Origin of the sequence: Flavobacterium sp. (assembly GCF_044369455.1) — a bacterium.
Taxonomy (GTDB): Bacteria; Bacteroidota; Bacteroidia; order Flavobacteriales; family Flavobacteriaceae; genus Flavobacterium.
In genome coordinates this window covers 332,283-346,925 of the sequence record NZ_JBIPLW010000002.1, presented here as the reverse complement: position 1 = coordinate 346,925, position 14,643 = coordinate 332,283, and the positions used below count along the sequence as shown (strand labels likewise).

15 protein-coding genes are annotated in these 14,643 nt (G+C 32.7%); 13 read left to right on the top strand and 2 right to left on the bottom strand.

The features are described 5' to 3' along the window. The first annotated feature begins 61 nt into the window (after positions 1-61). The 6 genes from ACIQ2L_RS03725 (at position 62) to ACIQ2L_RS03700 (ending at position 6,635) form a co-directional block, all read left to right on the top strand. The gene (locus tag ACIQ2L_RS03725; protein WP_396156561.1) at positions 62-721 is read left to right on the top strand and encodes a 4'-phosphopantetheinyl transferase family protein; all 660 of its coding nucleotides are present in this window, start codon (positions 62-64) and stop codon (positions 719-721) included. Then, positions 718-1,431: a geranylgeranylglyceryl/heptaprenylglyceryl phosphate synthase gene (locus ACIQ2L_RS03720; protein WP_396156559.1), complete on the top strand. Its 714-nt coding sequence runs from the start codon at positions 718-720 to the stop codon at positions 1,429-1,431. The genes ACIQ2L_RS03725 and ACIQ2L_RS03720 overlap by 4 nt, the downstream gene beginning before the upstream one ends. Beyond that, positions 1,431-2,045, top strand: a complete 615-nt coding sequence (gene pnuC / locus ACIQ2L_RS03715; protein ID WP_396156557.1) for a nicotinamide riboside transporter PnuC — start codon at positions 1,431-1,433, stop codon at positions 2,043-2,045. Before ACIQ2L_RS03720 ends, pnuC begins: the two co-directional genes overlap by 1 nt. Then, positions 2,012-3,613, top strand: a complete 1,602-nt coding sequence (locus ACIQ2L_RS03710) for a DUF4301 family protein (RefSeq protein WP_396156555.1) — start codon at positions 2,012-2,014, stop codon at positions 3,611-3,613. Before pnuC ends, ACIQ2L_RS03710 begins: the two co-directional genes overlap by 34 nt. Continuing rightward, entirely contained in the window at positions 3,603-4,004 is a 402-nt protein-coding gene (gene arfB / locus ACIQ2L_RS03705; protein WP_396156553.1) for an alternative ribosome rescue aminoacyl-tRNA hydrolase ArfB, read from the top strand. The genes ACIQ2L_RS03710 and arfB overlap by 11 nt, the downstream gene beginning before the upstream one ends. 366 nt (positions 4,005-4,370) lie before the next feature. After that, positions 4,371-6,635: a TonB-dependent receptor gene (locus tag ACIQ2L_RS03700; RefSeq protein ID WP_396156551.1), complete on the top strand. Its 2,265-nt coding sequence runs from the start codon at positions 4,371-4,373 to the stop codon at positions 6,633-6,635. Here the strand turns inward: ACIQ2L_RS03700 and ACIQ2L_RS03695 are convergent. Then, entirely contained in the window at positions 6,632-7,051 is a 420-nt protein-coding gene (locus tag ACIQ2L_RS03695) for a hypothetical protein (RefSeq protein ID WP_396156549.1), read from the bottom strand. The two genes, ACIQ2L_RS03700 and ACIQ2L_RS03695, sit on opposite strands and share 4 nt — an antisense overlap. A 161-nt stretch (positions 7,052-7,212) precedes the next feature. Here ACIQ2L_RS03695 and greA point away from each other — a divergent pair, with 161 nt between their 5' ends. The 7 genes from greA to ACIQ2L_RS03660 all read left to right on the top strand — a co-directional run bounded on the left by greA (position 7,213) and on the right by ACIQ2L_RS03660 (position 13,424). Beyond that, positions 7,213-7,689, top strand: a complete 477-nt coding sequence (greA, locus tag ACIQ2L_RS03690; RefSeq protein ID WP_396156547.1) for a transcription elongation factor GreA — start codon at positions 7,213-7,215, stop codon at positions 7,687-7,689. Further along, on the top strand, positions 7,689-8,078 hold the full coding sequence (locus ACIQ2L_RS03685; protein ID WP_396156545.1) for an HIT family protein: 390 nt from the start codon (positions 7,689-7,691) through the stop codon (positions 8,076-8,078). The genes greA and ACIQ2L_RS03685 overlap by 1 nt, the downstream gene beginning before the upstream one ends. A gap of 230 nt (positions 8,079-8,308) precedes the next feature. After that, positions 8,309-8,827, top strand: a complete 519-nt coding sequence (locus tag ACIQ2L_RS03680) for a hypothetical protein (protein ID WP_396156543.1) — start codon at positions 8,309-8,311, stop codon at positions 8,825-8,827. Between the two features lie 12 nt (positions 8,828-8,839). Next, positions 8,840-9,454: a hypothetical protein gene (locus ACIQ2L_RS03675; RefSeq protein WP_396156541.1), complete on the top strand. Its 615-nt coding sequence runs from the start codon at positions 8,840-8,842 to the stop codon at positions 9,452-9,454. Positions 9,455-9,527: 73 nt separating this feature from the next. Continuing rightward, positions 9,528-10,142 (top strand): hypothetical protein, encoded by a 615-nt coding sequence (locus tag ACIQ2L_RS03670; protein WP_396156539.1) that lies wholly within the window; start codon positions 9,528-9,530, stop codon positions 10,140-10,142. 75 nt (positions 10,143-10,217) lie between these two features. After that, positions 10,218-12,545: a hypothetical protein gene (locus ACIQ2L_RS03665; protein WP_396156537.1), complete on the top strand. Its 2,328-nt coding sequence runs from the start codon at positions 10,218-10,220 to the stop codon at positions 12,543-12,545. Positions 12,546-12,599: 54 nt separating this feature from the next. Continuing rightward, the gene (locus ACIQ2L_RS03660; protein ID WP_396156535.1) at positions 12,600-13,424 is read left to right on the top strand and encodes a T9SS type A sorting domain-containing protein; all 825 of its coding nucleotides are present in this window, start codon (positions 12,600-12,602) and stop codon (positions 13,422-13,424) included. Positions 13,425-13,482: 58 nt separating this feature from the next. Here the strand turns inward: ACIQ2L_RS03660 and ACIQ2L_RS03655 are convergent, their stop codons facing one another. Continuing rightward, positions 13,483-14,631: a sensor histidine kinase gene (locus ACIQ2L_RS03655; RefSeq protein WP_396156533.1), complete on the bottom strand. Its 1,149-nt coding sequence runs from the start codon at positions 14,629-14,631 to the stop codon at positions 13,483-13,485. Positions 14,632-14,643: the final 12 nt, after the last annotated feature.

The window sequence follows — 14,643 nt, the reverse complement described above, 5'->3', positions numbered from 1 at the left end:
TTTTATGATTTGTTCAAAAACTTAATTTTCTGAAAAACAATTAGATAATTTAAAAACAAGCATGCCACTACTAAAAACCATAACGTTAAATGATTTCACAAAAGTCTTTGTTTGGAAAATAACAGAATCTTTTGAGGAGCTTTTTCGAAGTGTCGCGCTTAAGGATATTTCTTTAGCTCGATTAGAGGGAATGAAATCTGAAAGCCATCAAAATGGATTTTTGAGTGTTAGGAAATTGCTGGCAGAAGCTGGTTATTCTGACTTTGATTTGTATTATGATGCATATGGCAAGCCCCATTTAGAAGACGGAAAACATATTTCGATATCGCACTCTCATGGTTTTTCTGTTATTGTAATTAGCAATGTAAATATTGGAGCCGATTTAGAGATTATTAAAGAGAAAACACTAAAACTAGCGCCACGTTACATGGATGTTTCTCATTTAGAAAACCTTTCAGAATCCGATCAATTAACAAAAGCAACGGTAGTTTGGGGCATCAAAGAATCAGTTTTTAAGATTAAAAATGAAATTGGAATCAGTTTTAAAGATGATATTTTTGAGAGTGAATTTAATTTAAGTGATAAAAAATGTAGTGTCGAATTGCGATTTAATACTAGTGAACGTTTCAATATCATTTTTGATTTTATTGAGAATTATGTTTTTGTTTGTGCTTTTAGCTCTGCTCCTATCGGGTTTGCCTCGGATGAAAATAAACAATGAAAGAAATCTACCTTAACATACTGGATGCCAAGTCTAAAAATAAAAAAATGTTGGCCATTCTACTTGATCCAGACAAGTTAGAAATAGCAACAATTTACGAAGTAGTTTTAAAAATTAATCAATCCCCCGCAACCCATATTTTTGTTGGAGGTAGTTCGTTTGATGGAAGTCATTTGAATGAAATCATTATTTGTTTAAAAAGTAGTACTCATTTACCAATTATCCTTTTCCCAGGAAATCCTTCACAAATTTCAGCAGAAGCTGACGGTATTTTATTCCTTATGTTGCTTTCGGGAAGAAATCCGGATTTTTTGGTAGAACATCAAATTAACTCTGTTCCTATTTTAGAAAAAAGCAACCTTGAAATCATTTCTACTGGTTATATATTAATAGAAAGCGGTTCAGAAACTGCCGTAGAAAGAGTTAGTAAAACCAAACCTTTATCTAAAAATAATATCAATTATATTTCACAAACCGCAAAAGCTGGTGAATTAATTGGTAATAAATTGATATACCTTGAAGCTGGAAGTGGTGCGCAAAACACGGTCTCTTTAGAGACAATAAAAAATGTTTCAAAGAGAATTTCAGTGCCTTTGTTTGTCGGCGGTGGTATTTGTTCCAAAAAACAAATCGAGGAAACTTACGCCGCAGGTGCCGATTTAATCATAATCGGAACAGCGTTTGAAAATGACTTAACTTTTTTTGACTAATGTTAGAGTTGCTGTTTGACCAATATAAATACGCTTCAACAATTCAAATTGTTTTGGAGTTTTTGGCATTTGCATTCGGAATAGCAAGTGTCTATTTTGCTAAAAAACAAAATATTTTGGTCTATCCTACTGGACTTATTGCTACAATAATAACCGTCTATTTATTATATCAGGCTAAGTATTTTGGAGATATGACAATGAATGCTTACTTCACTATTATGAGTGTTTATGGTTGGTATAAATGGAGGTCAAAATCAAACGACCGCAATATAGAAATATCAACAACTAATCTACAAGAGAAAATTACAGGTATTATATTGTTTATCTCAACGGTATTCATCACCTATTTGGTTTACAAGTTTTTCGATTACAAACTTGAAATTCCTAATTATATTGATATTTTTACATCAGGTCTTTTTTTTACAGCAATGTGGTATATGGCTTTGAAAAAAATTGAAAACTGGATATTATGGATTATTGGAGATAGTATAGTCGTTCCGCTTTTCGCTTACAGAGGATTAGGAATGCTCTCTTTACAATATTTAATTTTTACAATAATCGCCATTTTTGGCTATTTAGAATGGAAGAAAACAGCACAACAAAACAAGGTTTAGCAAAAAAATACAATTTTACCGAAGCAGATTTTGACCAAATCAAAGCTTTGGGTATTTCTTTGGATAAAATTGAAGGCGAACTTCTGTTGTTTCAATTGGGCATCCCCAAGATTACTCTAGATAAACCCGCAACTATAAATGATGGTATCGTAAAATTATCGAATGAAGAATTTCAAAAAAAAGCCGACTTTTTTGATTCTATAAAGGATACTTTAAAACTTAAAAAATTTGTTCCTGCCTCGGGTGCAGCAAGCAGAATGTTTAAATTTTTAAATGAGTTTCTGAATGATTTTGATCATGAAAATGAAACTATAAACGCTTATATCAATAGGAAGAAAGACAAAAATCTCCCTATTTTTTTAGCTGGAATTGAAAAATTTCCCTTCTATGATGCTATAAAATCAAAGGTAAAAGAGCATACTCCAGAATACTACTCTTTGGAAAGTCATGAAAAGAGTTTTCTATTTATAAAAACAATGCTATCTCCTGATTATTTTGATTTTCCAAATAAACCCAAAGGTGTTTTAGATTTTCATAAATATGAAACAGAAATTACTACTCCAGCAGAAGAGCATTTGAACGAATGTGCCTTTTATGCAAGCTCTAATTCGGTATCTCATTTGCATTTTACCGTTTCTGAATACCATGAAGATTTATTCCGATCCATTATTAATAGTATAAAACAAAAAGTTGAAACCAAATCCAACACATTGGTTCATGTTAACTATTCTCATCAGGATAAAAGCACAGACACTATTGCAGTTAATCTTAACAACGAACCTTTACGAAATGAAGATGGTCGCTTAGTTTTTCGCCCTGGCGGACATGGTGCATTAATAAATAATTTAAATAACTTGAATGCTGATGTTATTTTTATTAAGAATATTGATAACGTGATTCAAAACCACATTCAGGAAATCACTTTGTATAAAAAAGGATTAGCAGGCATTTTACTAGATTTACAACAACAAATTTTTGATATATTAAAATCGGTAGAAAATAATAACATAACAGAAAATAAGATTCCAAAAATCATTGATTTCATGGAAGAAAAGTTAAATATTGACATTTTAGATGATTTTGACAAATATACTGTTGATAATAAAATTGCGTTTATCAAAAACAAGTTAAATCGCCCAATTCGTGTTTGTGGGATGGTTAAAAATGAAGGCGAGCCAGGTGGTGGCCCATTTTGGGTAAGAAGTTATAAAGGAAACGTATCGTTACAAATTGTTGAAAGCTCACAAGTTGAAACAACAAATAAAGAACAAGCCGTAATTTTAGCAAAAGCAACTCATTTTAATCCAGTTGATTTAGTATGTGCTATCAAAAATTATAAAGGAATAAAGTTTGATTTAAGCGAGTTTGTTGACTCAAGTACGGGTTTTATTGTTACAAAAAACAGAAACGGACAAGAATTAAAAGGCTATGAATTACCCGGACTTTGGAATGGCGCCATGGCTAAATGGATAACCGTTTTTGTTGAAGTTCCTTTAATCACGTTCAATCCCGTAAAAACTGTAAACGACTTACTGAAGCCAGCCCACCAACCACAACATGGAAACTGATAAAATTGTAAGCGAGCTAAACTTTAAAGCCGTTAGAAGTTCTGGAGCCGGAGGGCAAAATGTCAATAAAGTTTCCTCTAAAGTCGTTTTAACCTTTGATTTGAATGCCTCTAGGGCTTTAAGCGAAGAAGAAAAAGAATTGCTTGCAGCGAAACTTGCTTCCAAGTTATCTTCCGAAAATATACTGATTCTAAACTGTGATGAAGACAGAAGCCAACTCCGAAATAAAGATAGTGTCATCAAGCGTTTTTTGGAATTGATTACAAAATCATTACAAGTTCCCAAAAAAAGAAAAGCTACCAAAATTCCGCGCTCTGTTATCGAAAAAAGAATTAAAGCCAAGCGCACTCTTTCTGAAATCAAACAAAATAGAAGGAAGCCGGAGTTGTAGTATCAAGTATTAAGTATTAAGTATTAAGTATTAAGTATTAAGTATTAAGTATTAAGTATTAAGATTATAGTATTAAGTATTAAGACAAAATAAATATCTTAATACTTAATACTATAATCTTAATACTTTCTTATCTTTGCCTTGTCTCAAAAGGGGTGCTCTAAATTACGAGCTGAGATTATACCCAATGAACCTAGAACAGGTAATGCTGTTTAGGGACGGCCAAGCGTTAAGAAAATGTCTAGTGGACATTTTTAGCGAAAGAGCGAGCAGGCGCTGCTGGCTTTTTCAAACAATTAGCAAGAGTATCAAATTAATTTTAACCAAAGAATAATTACCTCTTTTTATTTGTAAACTATTTTACGAATGAAAACTTTATTAAAAAAAAGCGGAAAGCGGAAAGCGGGATGTAGCAAGCAGGAAGCAGGAAGCCAGATGCTGGAAGCAGAGAGCTGGAAGCAGGAAGTCAGAGGACGACAACAATCTATTTTCTATTTTCTATTTTCTATTCTCTTTTCTCTCTTTTCTGTTCTCTCTTTCTCACAGGAAAAAACGCAAGACACCATTAAAGTCAACCAACTTAATGAAGTAACCGTTTCATCTGTCAGAGCAAAAGGGAAAAACCCAATCACGTATACAAACTACTCTAAAGGAGAAATTGCACCGCGCAATCTGGGTCAAGATATTCCGGTGCTTTTAAATTTTTTACCATCTGTAGTATCCACAACCGATGCCGGAAATGGTGTGGGATATACTTATTTAAGAGTTCGTGGCGCCGATGGTTCAAGAATAAACGTAACCTTAAACGGAATTCCATTTAACGATAGCGAAAGTCAGGGAACTTTTTTTGTGAACCTCCCCGATTTTGCTTCATCACTAGAAAGTGTTCAATTGCAACGCGGCGTTGGAACATCTACCAATGGAGCTGGTGCTTTTGGAGCAAGTTTAAACATGCAAACCAAAACATTTCAAGAAAAAGCCTATGCAGAAATTGCCAATGCTGCAGGAAGTTTCGGCACTCGAAAACATACTTTGTCCTTTGGTACAGGGTTGCACAACAATGTTGAAATGAATGCACGACTTTCAAATATCGCGTCCGATGGTTTTATTGACCGAGCTTCTTCAAACCTATTTGGTTACTTTTTTAATGCCAATTATAGTACTGAAAAAAGACAAATTAAGTTTTTTGCTTTTGGAGGTAAAGAAAAAACCTATCAAGCTTGGTATGGATTAGAAGATCCTGAAAAACTAAAAAACGACCGAACGTATAATGTTGCAGGGATGTATACCGATGAATTTGGTAACACACAGTTCTATGATGATGAAACTGATAATTACACACAAAATCATTTTCAATTGCATTGGTCTGAAAAATGGTCGGAAAAATGGGTTTCAAATAGTGCTTTGCATTACACATTAGGCAAAGGTTATTTTGAACAATACAGAGAAGATGAAACATTGGCAGACTATAATTTACCCGATTTTAATGGAAATTCAGTCTCCGATTTGGTTCGAAAACGATGGCTTGACAATGATTTTTTTGGAGCCACATTTTGTTTAAATTATAGAACCCCAAAAACAGATATTTTGATTGGTGGCGCAGCAAATCGATATCTAGGCGATCATTTTGGCGAAGTAGTTTGGACACAATTTTATATTCCCAACGCAAACCGATATTACGACAATATTGGGAATAAAGACGATGTTAATGTATATGCAAAAGCATCACATCAACTAGGAAAATGGAATGTTTTTGCTGATTTGCAATACCGAATGGTTTTTTATGAAGCTACCAGTTTTCGTTTTGATGATGTAAACGATACGTTTCTATTTTTCAATCCAAAAATGGGATTAAATTATAAATTGAATGAAAAAAATTCGTTTTATGGTTTCTTTGGTGTGGCTAATAAAGAACCGCGTCGCGATGACTATGAAAACGGAAGTGCCAAACCTGAACAACTATTCGATTTTGAATTAGGATGGAAATACAATTCAAAAAGAGCAACGCTAACGGCTAATGCTTTTTACATGAACTACAGAGACCAACTAGTTTTAACCGGTGCTTTGAATGATGTAGGTTCGCCTATTTTCACCAACAGTGGAAGTAGTTACCGTTTGGGTTTAGAAGTAGAGTCTTTGATCACATTAAATCAAAAATTATCGCTCAACCCAAATGTAACCTTAAGTCAAAACAAAAATCGAGACTTTAATTTTCAACGTGATGGTATATTGCAAAACTTAGGAAATACGGATATTGCATTTTCGCCAAGTATAATTTTTGGAAATAGATTTACCTATCAACCCATCAAAACCATGCAGATATCGTTGTTTTCAAAATATGTAGGTAAACAATTTATGGGAAATATCGATTCGCAAAAGTCTGTTTTAGATGCTTTTTTTGTAAATGATTTGAATTTTACCTACCAATGGAATATCAACAAAGGGTTAAAATCGATAGTTTTTTCTGCATTGGTCAACAATATTTTCAATGTTGAATATGAGTCAAATGGCTATTTCTATACTTTTGATGACGATTTTAGTAATCCAGGAACGGTAATAACACAAGAAGGCGCGGGCTATTATCCACAAGCTGGAATCAATTTTTTAGCTGGATTAACTTTGAATTTTTAATTAGTTATAATCAAATTTCCTCCAACTATTTCCACTCGGTAGGGTTTCATAGGATATTGTTGTCCAGCAGCTTGTCCTGAAAACAGACTGTAGCTTATATTATCACAATTACATTTGGCATCGATGCCGATAATTGACATCGGAGCAGTGCACGTAGAAAAAGCTTGATTCGGGCAAGCCAAATCAAAAGCATTGTAAGCACTTCCTGTATTGAATACAACAATTCCTCTGGCACCTTGCGAATAATCTACAATATGATTACTTGGAAATTGAAGATTACTATATTGAGGCAAACTTAAATTAAGCGACAAGTTAACTGGATCATTCGGAATGTTAGGATTGTTATAATTTACGCTTCCCGAATCACAAGCAAAAATAAAGGGCAAGAAAATAAATAGAACAAAAATCTTTTTCATAATAAATTTATTAAAATACATAGCGAAACAAATTTAATTTAATTAACTTTGACAAACGTTATCAAACGTAAACAAAATTGAATTAATAATAAAAAATATATCTTTGCAAAAAGAAATCCCGTTGCGATGGGATTTTTTCTATTTATATAAAAGAGGAAAACATGAGTACAGTATCTTATTACACAGCAGAAGGATTAAAAAAATTAAGAGAAGAATTAGATCAACTTAAAAGCATAGAAAGACCCAAAGCTTCGCAAGCTATTGCAGATGCAAGAGATAAAGGTGACTTGTCTGAAAATGCAGAATACGACGCAGCGAAAGAAGCACAAGGAATGCTCGAAATGAGAATTGCTAAGTTAGAAGAAGTACATGCGAATGCGCGATTGATAGACGAATCACATCTTGACATGTCAAAAGTTTTGGTTTTATCAAAAGTAAAAATCAAAAATCAACAAAACGGGATGGAGATGGATTATACTTTAGTTGCCGAAAGCGAAGCCGATTTAAAAACTGGGAAAATATCGGTTACGTCTCCAATAGGCAAAGGACTATTAGGAAAATCGGTAGGTCAAGTTGCTGAAATTACCGTTCCAAACGGAAAACTTAACTTTGAGGTTTTAGAAATTTCAAGAGACTAATGAGTTCTATTTTTACTAAAATAATACATGGAGAAATTCCCAGTTACAAAGTAGCCGAGGATGAAAACTACATTGCTATTTTGGATGTAAATCCGAATGCTAAAGGTCACACACTTTGCATACCAAAACAAGAAATCAATAAGATTTTTGATATGGATGAAGCGCATTACTTGGGATTGATGAAATTTTCAAGGAACGTAGCAAAAGCGATAGAAAAAACAATAGCATGTAAACGCATTGGCGTTGCCGTCGTGGGTCTCGAAGTGCCGCATGTTCATGTGCATTTAATTCCACTTCACGATATGGATGATATGCGTTTTCAGCGAAAAGTCTCGTTAACCAAGGAAGAATTTGAGGAACTAACCAAGGCAATCCAAAGTAATTTATAAAGCAAAAATCCTGATTTCTCGGGATTTTTTTGTTTTACACTATTTAGTAATTAAAGTAATTGAGGAAAATATGTCGTAAATAAAAAATGTACAGAAAAAGTGTACCAAAAGTAAATTAGGGTTTTGTAATTTTATCATGAAATTAAAGAAAATATTATTTATTACGCCTTTTTGTATAAATAAAATAGTTTAGTAAAATTATTTCTCAAACCTTTTTACATACTGATAAGATGAAACATCAATTTATTTTTGCGACAGTTCTTTTATTCTTTTTTGTAAACAGTTATTCTCAATCATCTGACAAGAAGTTAAAATTTAGATCAATTTCAGCAGGTTTCGGTATTTGTGCCGGTGAAATTAATGATGGTGGAATTAACGGATATCTCGATGTAACTAGTGGATATCATAAAAACTTATTTTCTTTTGCCTTTTCTAGCGGAGCTGAATTCGAATTATTTGATGCATCAAGAAACTATACAGAAATTGCTGCATTATATGGTAGAGAAATCAATTTATCGCGAATTATAAAAATAGAAAGCTATATTGGTCTTGCTTACTTTAAAGTAAATTATAAAAACGACGCTACTGATTTTTATTCACAATCTGAATCTACGATTGGCGTACCTATTAAAGTAAAACTGCTTTTTTATACTTCTCAAAACTTTGCTTTAGGATTAAATCCAAATGTTACTTTTAATTCTATCGAAAATACTTATTCAGCACATGTTATTTTACAATATAAATTTTAAAACCAATACATTATGAAAAACTCACTTTTACTACCATTGCTATTCTTATTTCTAGCATGTAGTACCGACAATAGTCCCGAAGACGGTTTACCAAAAGAAACACAATCAGGAGCCAATACTTTTGGTTGTTTGATAGACGGAAAACTTTACAAACCAAGATGCGAAGAACCTAGTGTAGTATTTCCTCAATGGGGAATGATTATGTGGGGAGGGATTCCAAACGTAACTGATTATAGTGAAATTGAAGTGAGAGATTTAAAAAGCGTAAACTATTTTGAAATGCTCATTCATATTGATGAATTACATTTAAACGGTGTAGGTGAATTTATTATAGATGAATCCAACGGTGAAAACAGCGTTGATGGATTAAACCATACTTACTTGCACTGCGTTGTTTATGATAAAAAAACTAGTAATTATAAAAAATACATTTCCTATGAAAATTCAGGAAGTATTATTATTACCAGATATACACAAGGTTCTAATAATCCTTTGACAGGAGCAATAATAAGCGGTTCATTTTCAGGTAAACTACGTAATATAAATAACCCAAATGATGAAATAGAAATAACTAAAGGAAGATTTGACGTGAACAGTTTAACCTGTTCCTATAAAGAATTTCCATAAAAGAATAAGGTTGCCTCGGCAAAGGCAACCCTAAATAGTCAATAAATTAATATAAAAAAAATCAAGCAAAATTATGAAAAACTCACTTTTACTAACATTGCTATTCTTATTTCTAGCATGTAGTACCGACAATAGTCCCGAAGACGGTTTACCAAAAGAAACACAAACAGGAGCCAATACTTTTGGTTGTTTGATAGATGGAAAACTTTACAAACCTAGATGTGAAAAACCAAGTATTGTTTTCCCTGAGTGGGGAATGACTTTTTGGGGTAGTTATGATAGCACACCTTATGCAAATGAAATTGAAGTAAGAGATTTAAAAAGCAATCACTATTTCACATTATTAATTCATATTCACGAATTAAAATTAACTGGTATTGGAAATTTCCCAATTAATGAGTCAAATGGATTTTCGGATATTGATGGACTACATCACAACTATGTTAATTGTATAATTTATGACAAAGTCGTAAACCAATATAAAAAATACATTTCCTATGAAAATTCAGGAAGTTTAACAATTACTATGTATAGACCAGGTTCTAATGTTCCATTGACAGGAACAATAGTAAGCGGTTCATTTTCAGGTAAACTACGTAATATAAATAACCCAAATGATGAAATAGAAATAACTAAAGGAAGATTTGACGTGAACAGTTTAACCTGTTCCTACAAAGAATTTCCATAAAAGAATAAGGTTGCCTCGGCAAAGGCAACCCTATAAATGTCAATAAATAAATATTAACAAAAATCAAACAAAATTATGAAAAAAATTCTTTTCATCGCTAGTGTTGTGTTGTTTTTTAACAGCACCGTAGCACAAAACTTACCTGATCCAGATTATGACGATTTGGACAAAATGCTCAGAGACATTGATACAACAAAAATCAACACGGGTATTTTATATGAACGAACCATGCAATTGGCAAACTTGTACAACTTTAATTTGTCAGACAGCTTAAACACGGCTGATTACAGCTACTTTAAACAGGCAGTACTTGAACTCTATAATGCAAGTAAGGGCAAAAAATTCAAACATCCTCTAAAATTAGCTGAAGAGGTAAAGGGCTTATCACAGTTTGCGCAAAGTAATGCTGTAAATTTCGGAATTATTAATACTGATTTTAATATTTTGGCTAATTGGGAAAATAGTGACTATCGAGGGGTAAAGTTTGACTCAATTAATCAAAAATATATTCAAATACCTAATAAACAAGCTTTCTACATGTTGCATACTACTATAATTGCGCCACTAAAAAGTGCGATTGAGGGAGATGCTGCAACGTTTATTTTTACAGATGATTTTGTGTATTCTTATGGAGAAAAACCCATAAAGTCGTTAACCGCTTTTTTTGATTATGGAAAAACCGAAGTAATTATTACAAATGGCGTTTTTAATCCTGTTACGGTCAGTATGAATTATGAAACTACTGGGACAAAATTTATAAAATTTGAAGTTGAATTTTATAATGGAGATAAAACAACTACGTATGCATCCATTTATTTTCGAAACACAAACCTTTCGAACACTCTATCAAGCAGTTGCAATCCATCGGATGTTTTAAGAGATGATTTTGCAACAACTTCTTCTTATGATTTTAAAGGATACAGAACCACGGATCCTAAAATTATGCCAAAATTTGATTATAGAGTGTATTATAGTACTGGAAATACACTAAAAAAATTAACAAAACCCATTATTATTATTGATGGGTTTGACCCGGGAGATAAACGCCGAATAGAGGATTGCGATTGCGAGCAAGATGCCAACTGCGCAGTCAATTTTCGGGGCGCAAATGGACAATTTGACCCAGAATTACATCGTTCAATAACCGACATGATAGTTTATTATGACCAACAAATTATTCCTCTTTTAAGAAGATTAAGAGATTTAGGTTACGATGTCATGATTGTTAATTTTCCAAAATATACCACAACCAACCTCGAAAATGGTCAACAAGTGGTAATTGATGGAGGAGCTTATTATATAGAGAGCAATGCTTTAGCCCTCATTAAACTAATCACTGAAACCAATACCAAGCTAGCTACCAATGGCAGCACTAACCAAATTGCAATTTTTGCTCCTAGCATGGCGGGTCAAATTTCTAGATATGCACTTTCTTACATGGAAAAAAATAACCTTCCTCATAATGTGAATTTATGGGTAAGTATTGATAGCCCCCATCTAGGTGCTAACATTCCGTTAGGTGATCAAGGTTTAATCTATCGTTTACAATCTGAATCAGATCAAGCTATTGATTTTTATCAAAAAGAATTAAGTTCCCCTGCATCTCAACAACAATTAATTGAGTTTCATCGACAAATAGGGAATAATGCAGACCCAAATTTTCAAAATGCACAAACAATTTCTCAAGGGTTAATAAATAATAGGGGTAACACATTTTTTCAAGAACATTATAATAAACAAAATAATAATGGTGTTGTTAATTCAAAAGGTTGGCCTCAAAATTTAAGAAAAATAGCGATAGTTAATGGTTCTTTGACGGGTTCAAAAGAAACACAATTAATAACTGGTGAACCATTTATGAACTATGCTGATGATGGTGATTTAGTTCTAAATATTAGAGGTTTTCAAAAAATTAAAATATTGGGAGTTACTGTTGGAAAAGTTCATGTGGCTTCTTTAGAATCAAGGTTTTTACCGAAAGATCAAACTCCAATTAAAATTTCTAGACTACATAAGTTTAATAGAAATACATATAGCAATGAAAATAAAATTTGTATCGCTGGAAATGTAAATAATAGAGGAAATATGGACAACGTTCCTGGAGGTTTTTTTGATGCTCAAGACCAATTGAGAAAAGCGGTTTTTTCAGAAAATCCATTTTTAAATTTTAATTTTATTATAGGAACAAGAGGTTATTGGAGTTTAAGAGAATTTAACCCAATCCATTCCTTCATCCCAACCTTCTCAGCCATTGCTCATCTTGAACCAAATCAAAACTGGAATAATGCGTTGAATTATAATTTAGCATGTCCTACAAACAAGAAAACACCTTTTGACAGCTATTTTGGAGGTGATAAAAACACGCAACATACCTCTTTTACCAAAGAAAGTGTGGAATGGTAATTAAAAGAACTTGACGGCCAGCCGCAGCTGCCAAGTTATCCGTTGAGAGATAACTTGCTTTCAGGGCCAGACTCTATATGTTTAAATAGTAATTTTAATTACACTTTTAATACCCCTTGTAAGTTTCCCTCTGTAGTATCTAATTGGAGTGTTAGTGATAATTTAGAAATCATTTCTCAATCCGATTATGGCATTACTGTAAAAGCTATTTATAATGGAAACGCAACAATTACAGCGTTCTTTGAAAATGGTTTGTCAACTGTAAAGCATCTACATGCTGGAGCACCTATTTTAGATAATTTTACATTTGGCAACGGAACGACATCTCAAAGTTTATGTATTGCATCTAGTGAAAATTATTCATACTCTATTCCAGAACTAAATTCAACTAATGTAGTAATCGCAAATTTTAGCGGACAAACGTATGCTGAAAGTATAGTTAATACTAATTGGCAATGGCAAACATCAAATTCTATAATAAGTCTTAATGGTTTAAAAAATAAGCGAACTATTTGTACTTTGGATGTTGGCTCGACTAGTGTTAGTGTTAGAGCTAAAAACGCATGTGGATGGAGCGATTGGTATGAATTGCCATTTGAAATAACAGCTTTACCTCAATCCTATAATCGAATGTATACTGTTTTTCCTAACCCTTCAAATAATATTGTAAATATTGATTTAGCAGATGTAAGCAAGTCTCCATCGGTAAGCGATTCCATAAGCGGGGAGCTTTTTGACATGATGGGGTTTTCAAAAGGCAGTATAACAATTGTAAATAACAAAGCTACATTTTCTGTTAGTGGCTTACATTCAGGAATTTATGTGGTAAAAATATACATCAACGGTATTCCAGAAAGTCATCAAATAGCAGTTCCATAATTTAATTACAATAAGTAAAATAGCATAAAATCCCATTTCTTTATTGATATGGGATTTTTTATACCTTTTTAAACGAAACCTGCATCGTAGTTCCTTTTCCAATTTCGGAATGAGCGACTTTAATCTTCCCTTTGTGGTATTCTTCAACAATTCGTTTTGTTAATGACAGCCCCAAACCCCAGCCTCTTTTTTTGGTTGTAAATCCGGGTTCAAAAACACTTTTATACTGGTTTTTTGGAATTCCGTTTCCGGTGTCTGAAACCAATATTTTGACAAAATTAGGTTCGCTTACTATTTCTACAGATAATCTGCCTTTGCCTTTCATAGCATCTATGGCGTTTTTGACTAAGTTTTCAATCGTCCAACTATGAAGTGCCGAATTTAATGATACCATTATAGCTTTTTCTGGAGCACTAAAAGAAAACTTTACCTGTTTTGAAAACCTTGATTGTAGATATTCTATAGATTTTTCTGTTTCATCAATAATATTTAAAGGTTCTAAAATAGGTTCCGAACCAATTTTTGAAAACCTATCGGCTATGGTTTGAAGTCGGTTAATATCCTTTTCTATTTCCGTTATGGTCGTTTCATCAACATTATCCGCTTTCATAATTTCGAGCCAACCGATTAAAGAAGATAATGGTGTGCCTATTTGATGTGCCGTTTCCTTTGCCATTCCAGCCCAAAGTTTGTTTTGAGTGGCCATTTTGGTGCTGCGATAGAAATTATAAACTAATGCGCCAAAAAGAACAATAATCAAGAGCAATGCTATTGGGTAATATTTTAATTTGTTGAGTAATGATGAATCCCCATAATATAAATAATGCATCTGTTTTTCAGATATTTGCATAACAATTGGTTCATTCTGATTTTTTAATTTTTGCAAATAACGATTTAATTTAGTCTTGTCTTTTAAAATGTCAGCATCAACGTTTTTGGTGTTAATTATCGAATCTTTATCGGTTACAATTATAGGAATATTCGGTTCTTGTATAATTTGGAAAGGGAGTTCCATATCAACATCAGCATTGGGATCAGCACTATTAATTTTTTTTTGAGCTAATGCCCAATTTTGCATTTTAATGCGCTCTTGGTCTTTGAATATTTGAAAAAAAGAATAGGTATTCCACAATATCAAAATCACAATGACAAAGGAAGCCATAATGATAATCCAACGGGTAAGGTTTCTTTTTTCGGAAAATTGCATGAATAGTAATTT

Excerpts from the sequence above, each read along its gene's own strand:
- ACIQ2L_RS03725 (WP_396156561.1), top strand. The coding sequence starts at position 62 with ATGCCACTACTAAAAACCATAACGTTAAATGATTTCACAAAAGTCTTT.
- ACIQ2L_RS03720 (WP_396156559.1), top strand. The coding sequence starts at position 718 with ATGAAAGAAATCTACCTTAACATACTGGATGCCAAGTCTAAAAATAAA.
- pnuC (WP_396156557.1), top strand. The coding sequence starts at position 1,431 with ATGTTAGAGTTGCTGTTTGACCAATATAAATACGCTTCAACAATTCAA.
- ACIQ2L_RS03710 (WP_396156555.1), top strand. The coding sequence starts at position 2,012 with ATGGAAGAAAACAGCACAACAAAACAAGGTTTAGCAAAAAAATACAAT.
- arfB (WP_396156553.1), top strand. The coding sequence starts at position 3,603 with ATGGAAACTGATAAAATTGTAAGCGAGCTAAACTTTAAAGCCGTTAGA.
- ACIQ2L_RS03700 (WP_396156551.1), top strand. The coding sequence starts at position 4,371 with ATGAAAACTTTATTAAAAAAAAGCGGAAAGCGGAAAGCGGGATGTAGC.
- ACIQ2L_RS03695 (WP_396156549.1), bottom strand. The coding sequence starts at position 7,051 with ATGAAAAAGATTTTTGTTCTATTTATTTTCTTGCCCTTTATTTTTGCT.
- greA (WP_396156547.1), top strand. The coding sequence starts at position 7,213 with ATGAGTACAGTATCTTATTACACAGCAGAAGGATTAAAAAAATTAAGA.
- ACIQ2L_RS03685 (WP_396156545.1), top strand. The coding sequence starts at position 7,689 with ATGAGTTCTATTTTTACTAAAATAATACATGGAGAAATTCCCAGTTAC.
- ACIQ2L_RS03680 (WP_396156543.1), top strand. The coding sequence starts at position 8,309 with ATGAAACATCAATTTATTTTTGCGACAGTTCTTTTATTCTTTTTTGTA.
- ACIQ2L_RS03675 (WP_396156541.1), top strand. The coding sequence starts at position 8,840 with ATGAAAAACTCACTTTTACTACCATTGCTATTCTTATTTCTAGCATGT.
- ACIQ2L_RS03670 (WP_396156539.1), top strand. The coding sequence starts at position 9,528 with ATGAAAAACTCACTTTTACTAACATTGCTATTCTTATTTCTAGCATGT.
- ACIQ2L_RS03665 (WP_396156537.1), top strand. The coding sequence starts at position 10,218 with ATGAAAAAAATTCTTTTCATCGCTAGTGTTGTGTTGTTTTTTAACAGC.
- ACIQ2L_RS03655 (WP_396156533.1), bottom strand. The coding sequence starts at position 14,631 with ATGCAATTTTCCGAAAAAAGAAACCTTACCCGTTGGATTATCATTATG.